Genomic DNA, 16,644 nt, shown 5'->3' with positions numbered 1-16,644 from the left:
GGGGCGGGCCATGAGGGCCGACCTCGTGCTGCGCGGCGGCACCGTGGTGGACGGCTCCGGTGGCGAGCCCTTCGTCGCCGATATCGGGATCACAGGGGATGAGATCGCCCTGGTGGGCGACCTCGCCGCGGTCGAGGCTGCTGAGAGCGTGTCCGCCGCCGGCCGCCTCGTGATGCCGGGCTTCGTGGACGCCCACTCCCACACCGACATCCATGTCGTGGACCCGGCGGTCCAGCTCGCGTTGCTGCGGCAGGGCGTCACCACCGTGATCACGGGGCAGGACGGCGTCTCGCACGCGGGCGCAGGGCTCGACGGCGGAGCATGGGGCTCGCGTTACTTCGCCGGCATCAACGGGGTCGCACCCGCCGTTCCCACGCTCACCGCGTATCGCGACCAGCTCGCCGGTGCGCTGCGCCTCAACTCCGCTCACCTGCTCGCGCACGGCTCCCTTCGCTACCAACGCGCCCAGCTGCGCGAGGCGCTCGAGCCCACCGAGCTGATGGCCCTCCGCGACGACGTCGAGGCCGGTCTCGAGCACGGCGCCGTCGGGCTCTCCACCGGCCTTCACTACATCCCCGGCGTCTACACAGACGTCGACGAGCTTGCCACGCTGGTTGAGCCGCTCGCTGCCGCCGGCCGCCCGTACGTCACCCACATGCGTGGCTACGAGGCGGAGTCACCGGTAGGTATGGCTGAGGTGGTCGAGATCGCCCGGCGCACCCGCGTCGGAGTCCACGTCTCCCACCTGCACGGCCCGGCTGAGCTGCTGCTCACCGAGATCGCCGCGGCCGAGGCGGCGGGGGCTGACCTCACCTTCGACTCCTACCCGTACCTGTCCGGCTTCAGCCTGCTGAGCGTCCCGCTGCTGCCGTGGGAGCTGCTGCGGTTGGCGCCGGAGCAGCTGGCGGATCGCCTGTCCCGGCCGGCGGCGCTGGCGAGCATGCCGACCGGCTGGCGCGACGCCGTCGAGCAGGAGATGGACCGGATCACACTCGCCGGGGTGCCCGGCCGCTCGGTCCTGGAAGGCATGACTCTGCGCGAGGCAGCCGACTCGCTCGGGACCAGCGCGCCCGCGCTGGTGCTCGACCTGATCGCCGCCACCGCCGGCGCCGTCACGGCAGTCTTCCAGCAGCCGGCCACCAGCACCGAGGCTGACGTGCGCGCCCTGCTGCGGCACCCTGCTCACATGGGCGGCTCGGATGGGATCGTGGTGGGCGGGCGCCCTCATCCCCGCGCCTGGGGCGCCTTCCCGCGCTTCCTGGCCCGGCACGTGCGGGAGCTCGGCGACTGGACCTGGGCGCAGGCTGCGACACACCTCGCGGCGGCCCCAGCGGAGCGATTCGGCCTCGGCGGTCGTGGACGCATCCGAGAACGTGCACCCGCCGATGTGCTGCTGGTCGACCCCGAGCGGGTGGCCGACGTGGCGACCTATGACCACCCACGCCAGCTCGCCGTCGGCATCGATGACGTGTGGGTGGCCGGCCAGCAGGTACTGCGTGGCGGCGAGCTGACCGAGGCCCTTCCAGGCCGACCACTGACCTGGCAAGACTGACAACCCCGACCGAGAGGTGAGCACCATGCCCGAGACCCAGATCAGCCCCGACCTGCCCACGCCTGCAGGCCCGTACTCGCACGTCGCGAGCGCGCACGGCCTCGTGTGGACCGCGGGCTTCGGCCCGCAGGACCCGACGACCGGCACGGTCCCCGAGGGCGTCGAGGCACAGACCAACGCGACGTTGGACAACGTGGAGCGTGCGCTCGCCGTCGTCGGGCTCGACCTGAGCGACGTCATCAAGGCGACCGTGCACCTCGAGCACCTCAAGCGCGACTTCGCGGCCTTCAACTCCGTGTACGCCGAGCGGTTCGGCGAGCACCGCCCGGTCCGCACCACGGTGGGCTCGGACCTCATGGACATCCTGGTCGAGATCGACGTCGTCGCCGCCGCTCGGTCATGACCGAACGTGGCTGGGTGCTCGGCTGGGAGCACAAGGGGTTCCCGACCGCGACCCACGGCCGATCTCGCTCCGAGCTCGCCGGGCTGAACCTCCTGGTGCCCGACGATGTCAGCACGCCGTTCGCGACCCTGCGCGCCTCGGCGCTGCAGCAGAACCTCGATGCCATGGCGTCCTGGTGCCGCGAGCGCGATGTCGATCACGCACCCCACGTGAAGACCACGATGTCGCCCGAGCTGATGCAGAGGCAGCTGGAGGCAGGCGTCTGGGGCACGACGGCGGCCACCGCCTGGCAGGCGAGGGTGCAGATCGAGCTCGGGTCGCGGCGAGTGCTGATCGCCAACGAGAGCCTCGACGAGCACGGCCTGAGCTGGCTCGCCGAACGTACGAGCCAGGACGCCGGGCTCGAGGTGCTGCTGTTCGTCGACAGCGCGCCCGGCATCGAGCTGCTGCAGCGGGTGATTGCCGAGCACGGCGGCGCACTGGGCGCGGTGGTCGATCTCGGGGTGGCGGGCGGCCGCGCGGGCGTACGCACATACGACGAGGCGGTGCGGCTCGCCGAGCAGGTGGTTGCTGCCGAGGGCGTCTCGCTCGCCGGTGTTGGTGGCTATGAAGGCGTGATCGCGAGCGACCGGACACCCGAGGGGCTGACCGCGGTGCGGGACTACCTGCACGAGCTCCGCCGGCTCGGGACAGAGATGGTCTCGCGCGGCTGGATCGACCGCAGCGGCGGCGGGATCGTGACCGCCGGCGGCAGCCTGTTCTACGACCTGGTCGCGGAGGAGCTGAACGAGCTGGAGGGTCTGCGCACCGTGATCCGACCGGGTTGCTATCTGGTGCACGATCACGGCGTCTACGCCCGCAACACCGATCCAGCCGATCCTTCGCGGCCGGTTCTGCAGGCGGCGATGGAGGTGTGGGCGCGGGTGCTGTCGGCACCCGAACCGGGCCTCGCGCTGGCGGATGTGGGCCGCCGCGACATCTCCAGCGACGCCGGCATGCCCGTGGTGCTCGGCATCGTGCGGGACGGGACGAGGCACCTGCCGCACCCGGAGGTGGCGATCACCGGCTTCAACGATCAGCACACCTACCTGTCGCTCCCCACAGGAGGCGTACCGAGCGCGGCCGGGACGGTCCCTCAGGTGGGCGACGCCCTCGTGCTGGGGATCTCGCACCCCTGCACCACGATCGACAAGTGGCGCGCGATCGGGGTCGTGGACGACCAGGGCCTGCTCGTCGACGCCGTCCGCACCGCCTTCTGAGGGACCCGAGGAGAATCATGTCCACGACACCGCAGCGGGTCGTCCTGATCACCGGCGCCGCGAAGAGCGGCTCACCCGCTGGTACCACGATCATGGTCGACGGCGGACTGACCGCTGGGAATCTGCGACTCGCCGAGGACGTGCTGGGCTGAGACCGCGCTGCCGCGCTCGGGCTGCAGCGCGTGCTGCAGGTCGTCGACGACGGTGAGCCGACCACCGTCCCCGGGATCCGGGTCGGGCATGACTCGCTCCGGATCGACGAGATAGACGTCGTGCCCGTCCAACGTCAGCCGGCGTACGACCTCGAGCAGGATGCGCCGTGCCACGTCGTCGATCGAGTGGACCAGGGAGACGTCGAGGACCACCCGGGGTTCCGTGGGCGCGCTGTCGACCACCTCGCGCACGACCCGCTCGGCCCCGGCGAACCGGATCCCGCCCTGCAGCCGAAGGATCCGGGTCGCGGCGTCGCCCTCGCCTCGCACCTTGTTGGACCGGACGACCGCCCGGGCCGGCGGCGGTACCTCCATCACGTGCATCCCCATGTCCGAGGTGAACCGCTCGAACAGCGACACACCGCGGACGCTGTTCCCGTGCACGTCCAGCCGAGGTGAGAAGGTGGCGATGCCGACCTGACCCGGTAGTGCACCGATCAGTCCCCCGGCCACCCCGCTCTTGGCAGGGATCCCGACCCGGGTCGCCCAGTCCCCCGCCGCGTCATACATGCCGCACGTGGCCATGACGCTCAGCACCTGCCGCACCACCGCTGCGTCGACGACCTGCTCGTTCGTCAGCGGGTTCACGCCCCCGTTGGCCAACGTCGCGGCCATCATGGCCAGGTCCCGAGTCGTCACGAGCACCGAGCACTGGCGGGTGTAGCCGTCGACCACGCCCATCGGGTCCTCCGTGATGATCGCGTGGCTGCGGAGCATGTGGGCGATCGCCAGGTTGCGGTGCGCATGTGCCATCTCCGAGGCCCACACGGCCTCGTCGATCTCGAGCGGGCGCCCGGCGAAAGCCGACAAGCCTTCGACCACCCGCTCCACACGCTCGCCTGCGTCCAGCCGCGCTCCACCCGCCAACGTGTGGGCGGTGAGCGCCCCGGCGTTGATCATGGGATTGCGCGGGCGGCCGGTGTCGCTCTCGAGCGAGATCTCGTTGAACGCCTCCCCCGATGGCTCCACACCGATCTTCGCGAGCACCGGCTCGACCCCTCGATCGGACAACGCCAGCGCGTACGCGAACGGCTTCGAGATCGACTGGATCGTGAACTCGACGTCGACGTCACCGGAGCCGTAGACCTCGCCGTCGGCGGTGGCGAAGGCGGCAGCGAGCCGCTCGGGATCGGCGGCGGCGAGCTCGGGGATGTAGCTCGCCGTCTGCCCCGAGGCATCCGCTCGCACGCCTGCCAGCACCTCGTCCAGGTAATCAGGAATCATCGACCGCATCTGCTGTCTCCGTCCCTGCTCAGGTGCGCGGCTTGGTCAGGCGGCTGATCAGCGTGATGTCCGCACGCGTCGAGACGCGGAACACGCCGCCTGCGGCGACAAACTCGGCGCCGTTGCGCTCGAGATGGCGGGCGAACAGCGGACACAACGGGACCACTGTGCGGCCATGACTGATGCTCTCCGCCAGCGCCTCGGCCAGCAGGAGGTTCGCCAGTCCCCGGCCGCCGAACGCCGGATCCACCTCGGTATGGAAGAAGATCCGCTCACCCTCGGCTCCCGAAGGGTCGACGAACTCGGCTCGGCCCACCGGAGGACCGCCGTCGACGGCGATGGTGAAGGCGCCGACCGGGTCACCGGTCTCGAGCTCGACCGAGACGCTCACGCCGCGGTTGTCCATCAGTGCGTCAGCCGCGCGGCTGCTCGTCTCCTCGATCATGAGATCGCCTCCCAGTCATCTCGCGCGGACGTCCTGCCGCTCGATCAGTGAACACCGTGTGGCGGGAACAGTGTCAAGAGGCACCGCCGGCCCTGGCAGCGATCGGTTCCTCCGGCGTCATTGGTTCGATCGTCAGCCGGCGAAGCCGATCGGCGTCGACGTTCGCACCGAAGGCGGGCGTGCCGGGCTCGAGCCGACGCCCAGCGGCGAGATCACCGATCGCGAGCGGCTCGAGCCCGAGGGCATCGATCAGCTCCGAGACGATCGCGACGTCCTCGGGCTCGTCCCCCGCGACAGCGATCGCCTTCCGCGCGCTGCCATGAGGTCGAGCCTCGTCCTCCAGATCGTGATAGCCCATGTGGTTCAGCGCCTTCACCACCCGAGACCCATGGAGATGCTGCTGCACGACCTCGCTCGAGGAGAGCTCCGCGGGAACGATCGACTCACGGGGGCCATCGATCTCCCACCAGTGGTTCATCGCATCCACGACCAGCTTGCCGCCCAGCTGGGCTGCGGGCAGGTCGCGGTACCGGCTGAGCGGCAGCGCCAGGATGATCAGGTCCGCAGCTTCGACGGCGTCGGCGGCGGACACCGGGGCCGCACCGGGCGTGAGGACTTCGGTCGTCAGCGCGATCCTCGCGGGGTCACCCGATCCCGAGATCAGCACGCGGTAACCGGCTGCGAGCGCCAGGCGCGCCACGGTGGTACCGAACTTGCCGGCTCCCAGGATCCCGATCGTGCCCCGGGCCGTCATCGGCCCGCCACCGCGAGATCCGGCTGCTCCGCGAGCAGCTCGCGGACCCGAGGGATGACCTGGGTGCCGTACAGCTCGACCGATCGCAGCCGCGCCGTGGCGGTGACGGTGCCGGCGGCCGAGTAGATCATGTCGAACCGGCCGGCGCCGAGGGTCCGGATCGCGTGCGCGATCTTCGCGGCGACGGTCTCGACCGACCCGACGTACAGGGAGCCGTGCTCGATCTCCGCCTCGAACTCCTCCGGTCGGATCGGTGGCCAGCCGCGTTGGGCCCCGATGCGGTCACGGATCTCCTTGTAGCCGGGGTAGAAGATCTCTCGGGCCTGCTCGTCGGTGGCGGCGACGAATCCGGGCGAGTGCATGCCGACCGGCTTCACGGTGGTGCCGAGCTGCTCGGCCGCTCGCCGGTACAGGTCGACATAGGGCGCGAACCGATCGGGGGAACCGCCGATGATGGCCAGCATGAGCTCGAATCCGTAGCGGGCGGTGCGGATCACCGATTGCGGCGACCCGCCGACGCCCACCCACGTGCGCAGCCGCCCGGACTCTGTCTTCGGATACACGTCGGCCTCGTGCAGCCCAGCGCGGGTGGTTCCTTCCCAGGTGATGGGCGTCTCCTCGAGCAGTCGGTGGAAGAGGTCGATCTTCTCCTCGAACAGCACCTCGTAGTCCCGCAGGTCGTAACCGAACAAGGGGAAGGACTCGGTGAAGGATCCTCGTCCCAGGATCACCTCGGCCCGGCCGGCCGAGAGCGCGTCGACCGTGGCGAAACGTTGGAACACGCGCACCGGGTCGTCCGAGGACAGCACGGTCACGCCCGAGGCGAGGCGGATGCGCTTCGTCGCGGTCGCGATGCCGGCGAGCACCGTCTCGGGGCTGGAGATCGCGAACTCCGGCCGGTGGTGCTCGCCGAGCGCGATGACGTCGATGCCGATCTGGTCGGCGAGCACGGCCTCGGCCACGGTCGCACGGATCGCCTCCGCGTGCGAGACGACCTCCCCTCGATCGTCGCGTGGCAGGTCTCCGAAGCTGTCGATACCGAACTCGATCTGTGAAGCGTCCATGGTCGTGCGGGCTCCTCTCGAGCCTGGGTGGGGGTTGGCAACGACAGCGGTCGGGGTGCCCCCGTCACCGCCGTCGTGCCTGATGTGTGTGCTCCGCGCGATGTCGGGGCAGGGCGCTCAGGTCAGCCCCGGTCGGCCTGCCCAGCCATCGCGGCGTCGATCAGCACCTCGGCCGCCGCGCGTGCGGACATCGCCGCATCGGGAGCGCCGGCGATCGCAGCGGAGGTCTGTGCGCCCTCCGCCAGGATCGCCAGCTGTGGACCGAGGGACGGCGCGGCGCCGATCTCGACGACCTGGGCGTCCACGTATCGCTGGAAGGACGCCTTGTGGTCCCGGACCGCCGCAGCGATCCGTGGGCTGTCAGCACCGAGCTCCGCGAAGGCGTTGATGAAGCCGCAGCCGCGGAAGTCGGCCTCGTCGAACCAGCTGGCGAGGTAGTCGTACACGGCGAGGAGGCGCTCGCGCGGCTCGGTGAGCCCGACCATCGCGCTCTCGAGCCCGGCGGTCCAGAGCTGGTGCCGGTGCTCCAGCACAGCGAGCACGAGATCTTCCTTGGACGAGAACTCACGGTAGATCGCCTTGAGCGAGGCACCGGCCTCGTCCCGCACCGCATCCATCCCTACGCGACCGATGCCGTGACCGTAGAACAACCGGTCGGCGGCCTCCACGATCCGCGCGCGCACGCCCTTCTCGGTCATCTCACCACGGTACCCGCGCGGATCTCAGGCCCGGACGAAGCGCAGCAGCGCCTCGTTCACCTCGGCCGCGTGGGTCCAGAGCAGACCGTGCGGAGCGCCGTCGATCTCGATGTACTCGGCGTCCGGAACCAGCTGACGGAACCGCCGCGCCGTGGCGTCGATCGGCAGGATGTTGTCTGCAGTCCCGTGCAGGATCAGCGTGGGCACAGCCGCCTCGCGAACCGCGTCGACGTCCGGCCGGAAGTCCTCGATCCACGACGGGACGACCGCGTACGCGGCGACCGGCGCGCTGCCGACGGCGGTGATCCAGCTGGCGTGCACGACTTCCTCGCCGATGCGCTCGCCGAGCGTCTCGTCGAGGTTGTAGAAGTCCTTGTAGAACTGCGTGAACCACGCGTAGCGATCGTTGCGAGCCGCCTCGGCGATGCCGTCGAAGACCTCCTGCGGGACACCGTCAGGGTTGTCGTCGCGCTGCACGAGGAAGGGCTCGAGCGAGGCGAGGAACGCCAGCTTGGCCACTCGGTCGGCCCCGTAGGTGCGCACGTACCGCGCCAGCTCCCCGGTGCCCATGGAGAAGCCCACGAGGATGACGTCGCGGAGGTCGAGCTTCTCGAGCAGGCTGTTCAGATCTGCCGCGAAGGTGTCGTAGTCGTAGCCCACCTCGACCTTCGAGGAGCTGCCGAAGCCGCGACGGTCATACGTGATCACCCGATAGCCGGCAGCGATCAGCTCGCGTGACTGCCGCTCCCAGCTGTGGCCGTCGAGCGGGTAGCCGTGGATCAGGACGACCGGCTGACCGGCGCCGTGGTCTTCGTAGTAGAGCTCGACGGGGGTGGTGTTCTCCTCGCCGACGGTGATGTAGCCCATGATCACTTCCATCCTGTGGCCAGCGCGGAGAATCAACGTCCTCCGACGACACTGCCCATCACCGAGAACGAACGTTCTCCGCCGGGATCTATTCCCGGACGCTGTCGGAGGGGCGGGACCACACCTACCTGACCCTGCGCCGCGGCACCCAGCAGCGCACCTGCTCGCAGTACCGCCGGTACGGCGAACCGAACCGAGCCAGCAGGTCAGCCTCCTCCACGGGCCGGATGCCCACGTGCCACGCAATCGCGCCCGCCACGGCGGCGACGATCATCGTCCAGCTGCCGAACCACAGACCGACGCCGACCGACTGCACGACGCCGGCCGTGGCCATCGGGTTCCGCACCCACCGGTACGGTCCGGCGACCACCAGCTTCCGCGCGGTCCGCGACGGCAACGGCGAGCCCTCCCCACGGCGCGCCATCACCAGGCACGAGGCGAGGCCGAGCGGGCTGGCCACCAGGAACATCACCAGCCCGAGCACGGGCCACGGCGCGTGGCTCAAGGCGTCCCACTGGACCCGCAGGCGCGCCTCGAACGCAACGAGCAGCAGCGGCATCACCGCGAAGAAGCCGACCCAGAACACGACGAGCTGGAGCAGGCTGGCAGCGAGATGACGCCGTCGAGAGCTCTCCGGAGCCGGCCGGAAGCTGAAGGGGCCGATGAAGAACCACCCGGTCGGCATCCGGCCCGAACGCAGCGTCAGTGTCGCAGCGAGCGAGCCGATCGTGGCTGCTGCCATCAGCAGCACACCCCATCCGGCCGCTCGCTCGAGGAGGCCGTAGACCAGCAGAGCCACGGTCAGCAGCCCGGTCCAGAGGGTCGTGACCGCGGCCACCCGCCAGCTCGAGCGAGCCGCCGCGAGCGCGGAACCACCCACGAACAGCACGAGATCGGGACCGACGAGCAGCCTCGGGTCCCACGTCCCGAGCGTCCAGAGCCGGATGCTGTCGGATCCGAAGACGCCGATCCACCACAGAGCACCGGCGAGCGCCTGCACGCCGAGATACACGCGCGCGATGGCCGGCTGGGTCACAGGGGTGAACCTACCCATGCCCAAAGGCGCCGCCGGCTGCGCGACGGCTACCGCGCCCGAGAGGGCCGGTCCGAGTCGAGCGTCACCAGCCCGGGTCGGCCGGTCCGTCTCCGAGGTCGGGGATCTCCAGGCGCACGCCGCCCTGCTTCGCGGACTCGTACGCGATCACACCGGGCAGCGTGAACCGGGCGGCCTTCCAGGCGTTGACCGGGGGCTGCGTGCCGGTGGTGACGGCGCGCACGAAGTCGTCGGCGAGGAAGTGGTGAGCGCCCTCGTGACCGTTGTGGGCGCCGTCGAACTCCTTCGGGAGCCGCGACTTGTCGTGGACCTTCGCCAACCCGGAGGAGAAGCTCTGCATGAGGGCGGGGTCGACGTCGCCGAACTCCTCGGGCAGCTGCCCCTCCTTCGTGTAGAAGAGGTCGCTGATGTCGAGGGTGGCACCCTTGGCGTAGTCCTCGCCCTCGGTCTTGACGCTGAGCGTGGCGCCATCGCCGGTCTGCTCCATCACGGCCTCGGTGCCGTAGAAGCGGAACCGGGATTCGTGGCCCTTCCAGTACCCGACGCGACGGAACTCGTTGGTCCGCATCGCACCGCCGTCGGCGAGCTGGAAGAGGGCGGACATGTTCGAGAACGTGTTGCCCCACCTCGAGACGTCGGCGTCAAACACACCGTCACCGCGGTCGTCCTCGATACCGATGCAGCTGACGCTGGTGGCGTAGGTGGGCAACGCGCCGAGCACGCCGCCGAGCGCGTGCGTGGGGTAGAGCATCGGGGGGTAGCTCGCCGTGGCTTTCCAGTTCTCGCCGCCGCTGTACTGGTAGGCGGCGTAGAAGCCGTTGTCCATGTCGTGCACGTAGTCGCCCTCGGAGTAGAAGACGCGCCCCAGCTCACCGGCGGCGACCTTCTCGCGCGCCCACACGACGGCCGGGTTGTAGTAGCTCGTCTCGCCCATCATGTAGATGAGGCCGGTCTCCTCGACGAGACGGACGATCTCCACGATCTCTTCCTGGGTCATGGCCATCGGCACCGACGAGTACACGTTCTTGCCGGCCTTCAGGGCCTTCAGCACCATCTCGCCGTGGGTCCAGCGCTGGGTCATGACGGCGACGGAGTCGACGTCGGAGGCCATCAGCTCCTCGGCCGTGGCGAACGAGCCCGCCAGCCCGTACTTCTCCACGTGCTCAGCGGCCCGCTCCGGCACGAGGTCGCACACGTACACGGCCTCCACATCCGGATGGAGCTGCCACAGGGAGATGAAGCTGCGCGCGAACTGGCCTGTTCCGATGACACCGATCTTCATGAAGCAAACCCTACTAGATGTCTGAGGTTACTCGTGTCACCTCGGCGAGCTCTCGCAGCCGCAGCTGCGCCGGAGGACCAGCGCGGTCTCCAGCTCGGTGAACCCTGGCTCTCCCTTGAGCATCCGGTCCACGGCCAGCCCCACCATCGCCTCGAGCGGCTGCGCCACGGTGGTCAGCGGCGGCCAGCAGTACGCAGCCTCCTGGGACCCGTCGAAGGAGACGATCGCGATGTCCTCCGGTACCCGCACGCCGGCCTCGTGCAGCGCGAGCAGGACCCCGATCGACTGCTCGTCGGAGCTGATGAACACCGCGGTGGGCCGGTCGGGCATCTCCGCGAGCGCGCGCCCCGCCTGGTAGCCCTGCTCCCGGCTGAAGTCGGTCGGCAGCAGCGGCCCGGGCGGGTATCCGGCCTCGGCGAGGACGTCCTCCCACGCCCGCCGGCGCCGACCCTCGAACGCAGGGCCCACGAAGCCGATGTGCCGGTGCCCGTGGCCCACGAGGTGCTCGACGGCCAGCCGCCCACCCTGGTAGCGGTCGGAGTCGACGCTCGCGACGCCGTCGAGCCTGGTGGTCAGGGTGCCGACCGGGATGCCGGATGCCCGCAACGGGGAAAGATCATCCGGTTCCACGCGGACGGCGAGCAGCACCCCGTCCACCTGCCGCGCGGCGAGCTGCTCGACCGCGACCGCGGCGCCCTGGCGGGCACTCGTGACCACGAGGGCGAGCCCGCGCGCCGCCGCCGCCAGCTCGGCACGATCGGTGATCTCGGCGAAGAACCGATTGAGGACGCCAGGCACCACCAGGCCGAGCTGCGCTGTGCTCCCGAGCTTGAGCGCCCGCGCCGCCTGGTTGGGCTGGTAGCCGAGCGTCGCTGCCGCCTCGAGCACCCGCGCCCGGGTGGCGTCGGAGACCTTCGTAGAGGTGTCGTTGAGCGCGTAGCTCACCGCCGCGGTGCTGACGCCGGCCAGCCGCGCCACGTCCGCGCGGGTGACGCGGCGTCGCACGCCGCCCGGCGGGACTGGTTCCATGCCGGTCATCTTGACAGCAGGCTCACGCGCTCCCGCGCAGGTATCGCCCGAAGTGGGGCACGGTGAATGCGATCTTGCCGCGCTCGCCGGAGTAGATGAGGCCCTTCTTGAGCAGGGCGTCACGCGCGGGCGAGAGCGACTGCGGGGTCCGGTCCAGGAGCTTGGCGACGGCGGCTGTGGGCACCGCTTCCACGTCACCTTCGGCCTCCCCCTCGTGGGCGACGTCGGCCATCGCTCGCAGGTACTCGCGCTCGGCCGGGGTGGCGCGCTCGTAGCGCGAGCCGAAGAACCCGACCGCCAGCTCGGCCTCGGCCTCGGGGGCGGCGACGCCGATGTCGTCGGCGCTGATCGGCGAGCGCGGGGCGACGTCCCACGCGACCTTGCCGTAGGCCTGCACGAAGTAGGGGTAGCCGGCGGTGAGCTCGTAGAGGGTGGCGAGTGCGCCGTCGTCGAACTCCGCGCCCTCGTCGGAGGCGGGAGCGGTGAGGGCGAGGTCGGCGGCAGCGCGGTCGAGCCGATCGATGCGGGTGTAGCGGAACAGCCGCTCGCTGTAGGACTTCGACGCCGAGAGCACCGCGGGCAGGTGCGGCAGCCCGGCGCCGACGACGATCAGCGGCAGCCCCGACTGCGACAGCTCGTGGCACGCCGCGCACAGCGCGGAGACGTCCTCGGGCTCGAGATCCTGCATCTCGTCGATGAAGATCGCGACACCCTTGCCCGCATCGGCGCCCAGACCGGCCACGTCCGTGAGCAGCTCCACGAGGTCGATCTCGATGTCGCCGGAGTCGGCCCGGCCGGTGGTGGCGGGCACGTCGATGCCTGGGTTCCAGCGGTCGCGCATCGCCGCCTTGGCAGGAGCGGCCTTCATCGCGAACGCCTTGATCGTGCCCAGTACGGCGTCGGAGTCGGCCGGGCGACCGAGCTCGCGCACCGCCGTGTGCAGGGCCGCCGAGAGCGGACGGCGCAGCGACTGGTCCGGGCGCGCCTCCAGCTTGCCGGTCCCCCACCGCGCCCGCACGGCCGCCGACCGCAGCGCGTTGAGCAGCACAGTCTTGCCCACCCCGCGCAGCCCGGTCAGCACGATCGAGCGCTCGGGTCGGCCGCGGGCGACCCGTTCGAGCACCACGTCGAAGGCGTCGAGCACAGCGTCACGGCCGGCCAGCTCGGGAGGGCGCTGCCCCGCCCCGGGGGCGTACGGGTTCCTGATCGGGTCCACGCTCGCACAGTATCTGCGTGTCTAGCATCGATCGCAGATGCGGGCAGACAAGGCAATGGTGTGTCGCCGGTGCGGCCGAGGAGACCGGTCAGGGCTGCGGTCCTCGCGGGTGGCGCTGCGCGAAGTCCCAGAGGATGGCGCTCACATCCGGGCCCGCGCGGTCGGTGAAGAGCCCGTCCGCAGCCGGGCCGGACCAGGCGTGACCCATGCCGTCGACGAGGTAGTGCTCGACCACGGACGTGCCGTCCGGAAGCGAGGTGGACTGCAGCGTGTAGGCATGGCGATCCTGCTCCGCGGGCACAGCCGCCGTGTCGACGACCAGGTCCAGGGAGTCGTTGAGCAAGCCGTCGTCCACGAGGTCGCTGACCGCGACCCACTGCGCAGCGAGACGGTCACCGACGAGGGGCGGGACGACGTCGTCGTCCGTGCCCTGGACCACGAGAAGCGGCACGTGCCGCGCGCGATCGCCCATCTGCGACCAGGCCTGGCGTGCGGTGTAGCTCACGGGAGTGGCGTCGGGATTCTCGGGATCCACCTGGTTCAGCGCGTACTCGCCGCCCGCCACGGACGTCGCGGTCGCGAAGACATCCGGATACGTCGCCGCGAGGATGACCGCCGCACCCGCCCCGGACGAGGCGCCCGCGACGTGCACCTGGTCGGGATCGGCGTCGTAGCTCTCGACCACCTCTCGTGCCACGCCGGCCAGGAGCGCGGGCTCGCCGTCGATGCGGTGCTGCTCACGCGGATCGGCCGAGTTCCAGCAGTTGATCGCGCTGCGAAACATGCGTTGTGTCGGGTAGACGACCAGGAAGCCCTCACGATCGGCGAGGTCGTTCAGCTGTGTCGTGAACTTCATCGAGTTCCAGCCGTAGCCGGTCATCCCGCAACCGTGGATCGCCATGATCACCGGCAGCCGTGCAGTGCCGTCCTGCTGCGGCGGGACGTGCACCTGGTAGCGCATCGACCCTGCGGCGCTCTCGTGCACATGGTTGTGATCCCCGTCAGCCATCCACCAGGGAAGACCGAGCTGGAACACCGCGGTGAGCGCGGTCACGATGGCCGGCACCCCGACGAGCGCGCCAACGAGGATCCGAGGCCATCGCCGCCGGCGAACCGGGTCGGGCGCGGCCGTCGGGTGCTGGCTGCTGGGGGCCGAGTGCTCCTGAGTGCTTGACACCGTCCCAGCCTCACCTCGAGAGCGAGACCTTCGCGTCGGTGAAAAGCCCGTAGCGGTCACCGATCAGTGGGCCGCTCCCGGTCGGCTGCGTCTCAGATCGGGGTGCTGAAGCCGCCCGTGGTCGCGAGCTCCAGCAGCAGGCTGCGCGCCCTGGCGATACCGGCCTCGTCCTCATCGCCCGCCAGGGCCGCAGCGGCCACGCCCTCGGCCGCTCGTCTGACGATCTGGATGCGCTCGGCGCCCAGTCCATCGGCGGCCAGCTGCTCCTTCCACCACGCGTGCTGCTGCTCAGCGATGGCGGCGACCTCGGTGATCGTATGCAGCCCGCCCCAGGCAGCGGCTGCCGTGACGCTACCGGCAACAGTGCCCGGGACCGGGTCGCACAGCGCTCGCACGTAGGCGCGGAGCATCTTGCCGGGGATGTTCTCCGACAGGTCGAGATGACTCAGGACCACCTCACGGAAGCGTTCGTGCACATCCTTGACCACCTCGAGGACGAGCTGGTCGCGCGTGCCGAAGTGGTGGATGAGGCCGCTCTTCGAGACGCCCGCGAGCGCCGCCACCTCAGCCAGACTGATGGCGGCGCCCTTCTCCAGCATGACCTGCATGGCCGCGTCGAGCACGGCGCGGCGCGTCCGCTGCGTGCTTCGTGTCGCCCGTGCGTCAGCCACCGAGAACCCACCCCTCACCACGAGATCCGACCGATCGGTCTTCAGGACGGCACGAACGTACCGCTGCGCCATCCTGCGCGCACACGAGCTCATGCCGCCCGTCGTCGCCCGATCGACTCACGCCACCGGCTCCTTCTCGTTCGCGCTCTCGACCGCGAGGTCCTCGTGGGGTGACGCGCCCCGCAGCGTGACGAGAGCCCAGATTGCGGCAATCATCATGACGCCGGCGCCGGCGATACCGGTGACCGTGATCGCGTCGGTGAATGCCGCCTGCGCGATCCCAAGGATCGCGGCTCCCGCGCTGCCGCCGAGCTCGGCCGCGACCAGCAGCGCCTCGGCCATGGTCGACGCCGCCCGCTCAGCGAGCGAGGCGGGAAGATCGAGCGCCGCCGCTTCAGCCGTCACGGTTCGGGTGTACCAGGAGACCAGCACGCTGCCGAGGACGGCGGTGCCGAGCGTGGTGCCGAGCTCGTAGGCGGTCTCGGAGATGGCTGCCGCCTGCCCCGCACGTCTCGGCTCGACCGAGCTCATGATGATGTCGTTGCTCAGCGCCAGGCCCATGCCCGCCCCCAGCGCCACCAGGGCGAGCGACGTCGCGATCAGCGCTGGGCTCGATGTCGGCGTCAGGAACACGGTCAGCCCGAACCCGGCCGCCGCGACCAGCAGCCCCACGGCCACGACCCGGGCGGGGGCGAACCGCTTGACCAGCATCGCCGCGGCGAACGCGGCCGCAGCGGCGAAGATCGCCTGGGGGATCAGCCAGACCGACGCCTGGATCGGCGTGAGCCCGAGCACCAGCTGGAGATGCTGGACGAGCGCGACGAGGGCGCCGACCATCGCGAAGATCGACAACAGGTCACCGATCACGGCGCCGCGGAAGTAGCGCACCGCGAACAGCCGGACATCCAGCAGCGGTGCGGGGAGCACCAGCTGACGACGGACGAACACTACGACGGCGGCCAGCCCGACCGCGAGCACTGCGAGCCCGAGCCCCACGCCCTTGCCACCGGCCAGCGTCTTGATGGCGTAGACGACGCCGACCATGCCGACGAGGGACAGCACGATGCTGGGCACGTCGACACGGTGCAGATCGGGGTTCCGGCTCTCGGGCAGCAAAGCCGGGCCGAGGATGAGCAGAGCGATCATGACGGGGATGTTCATCAGCAGCGCGGCCTGCCAGCTGAAGGTCTCGATGACCCAGCCACCGACGAGGGGGCCGGCGGCAGCACCGACCGATGCCATCGCGGCCCACACCGCCATCGCGTATCGACGCTGCTGCCGGTCGAGGAACATGGTCCGCACGAGCGCGAGCGTGGAGGGCATCATGATCGCGCCGCCGACGCCGAGAAGGGCGCGGGCGCCGATCAGCATCCACGGCTCCGTGGCGAGCGCGCCGCTCACGGAGGCGATCGCGAAGATGACGGCGCCGATGAGCAGGTTCCGCCGTCGCCCGAACCGGTCACCCAGCGCGCTCATCGCCACGAGCAGGCCGGCGAGGACCAGCGAGTAGATGTCGATCATCCACAGCTGCTCGACACCGGTGGGACTCAGCTCGGCAGAGATCGCCGGCAATCCCAGAACCAGCACCGTTCCGTCGATCGTGATCAGCAGGAGCGGAAGCGCCAGCACAGCGAGTCCGATCCAGCTCTTCAGGGTTGCCCTAGGAGGGGCGTCAGTCATGGGGAGCTCCTTCGTCGAGGATCGGTCTGCCGACCGGCACGTCTAACAGTACCGACT

Annotated in this window: 16 protein-coding genes; 3 read left to right on the top strand and 13 right to left on the bottom strand. The window is 70.3% G+C overall.

Translation table 11 applies throughout. The features are described 5' to 3' along the window. Positions 1–10 precede the first annotated feature (10 nt). Genes GPA03_RS14960 through GPA03_RS14950 form a run of 3 tightly spaced genes read left to right on the top strand, consistent with a single transcriptional unit; the run spans position 11 to position 3,214 of the window. Positions 11–1,552, top strand: coding sequence for an N-acyl-D-amino-acid deacylase family protein (locus GPA03_RS14960; protein WP_156252827.1), 1,542 nt, complete (start codon positions 11–13; stop codon positions 1,550–1,552). A gap of 25 nt (positions 1,553–1,577) precedes the next feature. Then, complete coding sequence (locus tag GPA03_RS14955) at positions 1,578–1,955, top strand: RidA family protein (protein WP_156252826.1); 378 nt, start codon at positions 1,578–1,580, stop codon at positions 1,953–1,955. After that, positions 1,952–3,214, top strand: coding sequence for an alanine racemase (locus tag GPA03_RS14950; RefSeq protein WP_156252825.1), 1,263 nt, complete (start codon positions 1,952–1,954; stop codon positions 3,212–3,214). Before GPA03_RS14955 ends, GPA03_RS14950 begins: the two co-directional genes overlap by 4 nt. Positions 3,215–3,285: 71 nt before the next feature. Here GPA03_RS14950 and GPA03_RS14945 read toward each other — a convergent pair whose 3' ends face one another. From GPA03_RS14945 to GPA03_RS14885, 13 genes are all read right to left on the bottom strand, one after another. Next, entirely contained in the window at positions 3,286–4,659 is a 1,374-nt protein-coding gene (locus GPA03_RS14945; protein ID WP_156252824.1) for a glutaminase, read from the bottom strand. 19 nt (positions 4,660–4,678) lie between these two features. After that, positions 4,679–5,095 (bottom strand): N-acetyltransferase, encoded by a 417-nt coding sequence (locus GPA03_RS14940; RefSeq protein ID WP_241681319.1) that lies wholly within the window; start codon positions 5,093–5,095, stop codon positions 4,679–4,681. Positions 5,096–5,168: 73 nt separating this feature from the next. Continuing rightward, on the bottom strand, positions 5,169–5,849 hold the full coding sequence (locus tag GPA03_RS14935; RefSeq protein ID WP_156252823.1) for an NADPH-dependent F420 reductase: 681 nt from the start codon (positions 5,847–5,849) through the stop codon (positions 5,169–5,171). After that, the gene (locus GPA03_RS14930) at positions 5,846–6,913 is read right to left on the bottom strand and encodes an LLM class flavin-dependent oxidoreductase (RefSeq protein WP_156252822.1); all 1,068 of its coding nucleotides are present in this window, start codon (positions 6,911–6,913) and stop codon (positions 5,846–5,848) included. The genes GPA03_RS14935 and GPA03_RS14930 overlap by 4 nt, the downstream gene beginning before the upstream one ends. A gap of 122 nt (positions 6,914–7,035) precedes the next feature. Further along, entirely contained in the window at positions 7,036–7,611 is a 576-nt protein-coding gene (locus tag GPA03_RS14925; protein WP_156252821.1) for a TetR/AcrR family transcriptional regulator, read from the bottom strand. A 24-nt stretch (positions 7,612–7,635) separates the two neighbouring features. After that, positions 7,636–8,478 (bottom strand): alpha/beta fold hydrolase, encoded by an 843-nt coding sequence (locus GPA03_RS14920; protein ID WP_156252820.1) that lies wholly within the window; start codon positions 8,476–8,478, stop codon positions 7,636–7,638. Between the two features lie 124 nt (positions 8,479–8,602). Further along, positions 8,603–9,514: a methyltransferase family protein gene (locus GPA03_RS14915; RefSeq protein ID WP_241681318.1), complete on the bottom strand. Its 912-nt coding sequence runs from the start codon at positions 9,512–9,514 to the stop codon at positions 8,603–8,605. 82 nt (positions 9,515–9,596) lie between these two features. Continuing rightward, entirely contained in the window at positions 9,597–10,814 is a 1,218-nt protein-coding gene (locus tag GPA03_RS14910) for a Gfo/Idh/MocA family protein (RefSeq protein ID WP_156252818.1), read from the bottom strand. Positions 10,815–10,850: 36 nt separating this feature from the next. After that, the gene (locus GPA03_RS14905; protein WP_156252817.1) at positions 10,851–11,843 is read right to left on the bottom strand and encodes a LacI family DNA-binding transcriptional regulator; all 993 of its coding nucleotides are present in this window, start codon (positions 11,841–11,843) and stop codon (positions 10,851–10,853) included. Between the two features lie 22 nt (positions 11,844–11,865). Beyond that, positions 11,866–13,059 (bottom strand): ATP-binding protein, encoded by a 1,194-nt coding sequence (locus GPA03_RS14900; protein ID WP_156252816.1) that lies wholly within the window; start codon positions 13,057–13,059, stop codon positions 11,866–11,868. Positions 13,060–13,147: 88 nt separating this feature from the next. Beyond that, entirely contained in the window at positions 13,148–14,236 is a 1,089-nt protein-coding gene (locus GPA03_RS14895) for an extracellular catalytic domain type 1 short-chain-length polyhydroxyalkanoate depolymerase (protein WP_156252815.1), read from the bottom strand. 92 nt (positions 14,237–14,328) lie between these two features. Then, positions 14,329–14,907: a TetR/AcrR family transcriptional regulator gene (locus GPA03_RS14890; RefSeq protein ID WP_162458388.1), complete on the bottom strand. Its 579-nt coding sequence runs from the start codon at positions 14,905–14,907 to the stop codon at positions 14,329–14,331. 117 nt (positions 14,908–15,024) lie between these two features. Then, positions 15,025–16,587, bottom strand: a complete 1,563-nt coding sequence (locus tag GPA03_RS14885; protein WP_156252813.1) for an MFS transporter — start codon at positions 16,585–16,587, stop codon at positions 15,025–15,027. Positions 16,588–16,644: the final 57 nt, after the last annotated feature.

Source organism: Pseudactinotalea terrae, assembly GCF_009733845.1.
Classification (GTDB): Bacteria; Actinomycetota; Actinomycetes; order Actinomycetales; family Beutenbergiaceae; genus Pseudactinotalea; species Pseudactinotalea terrae.
This window is presented reverse-complemented; position numbering and strand designations above follow the sequence as displayed.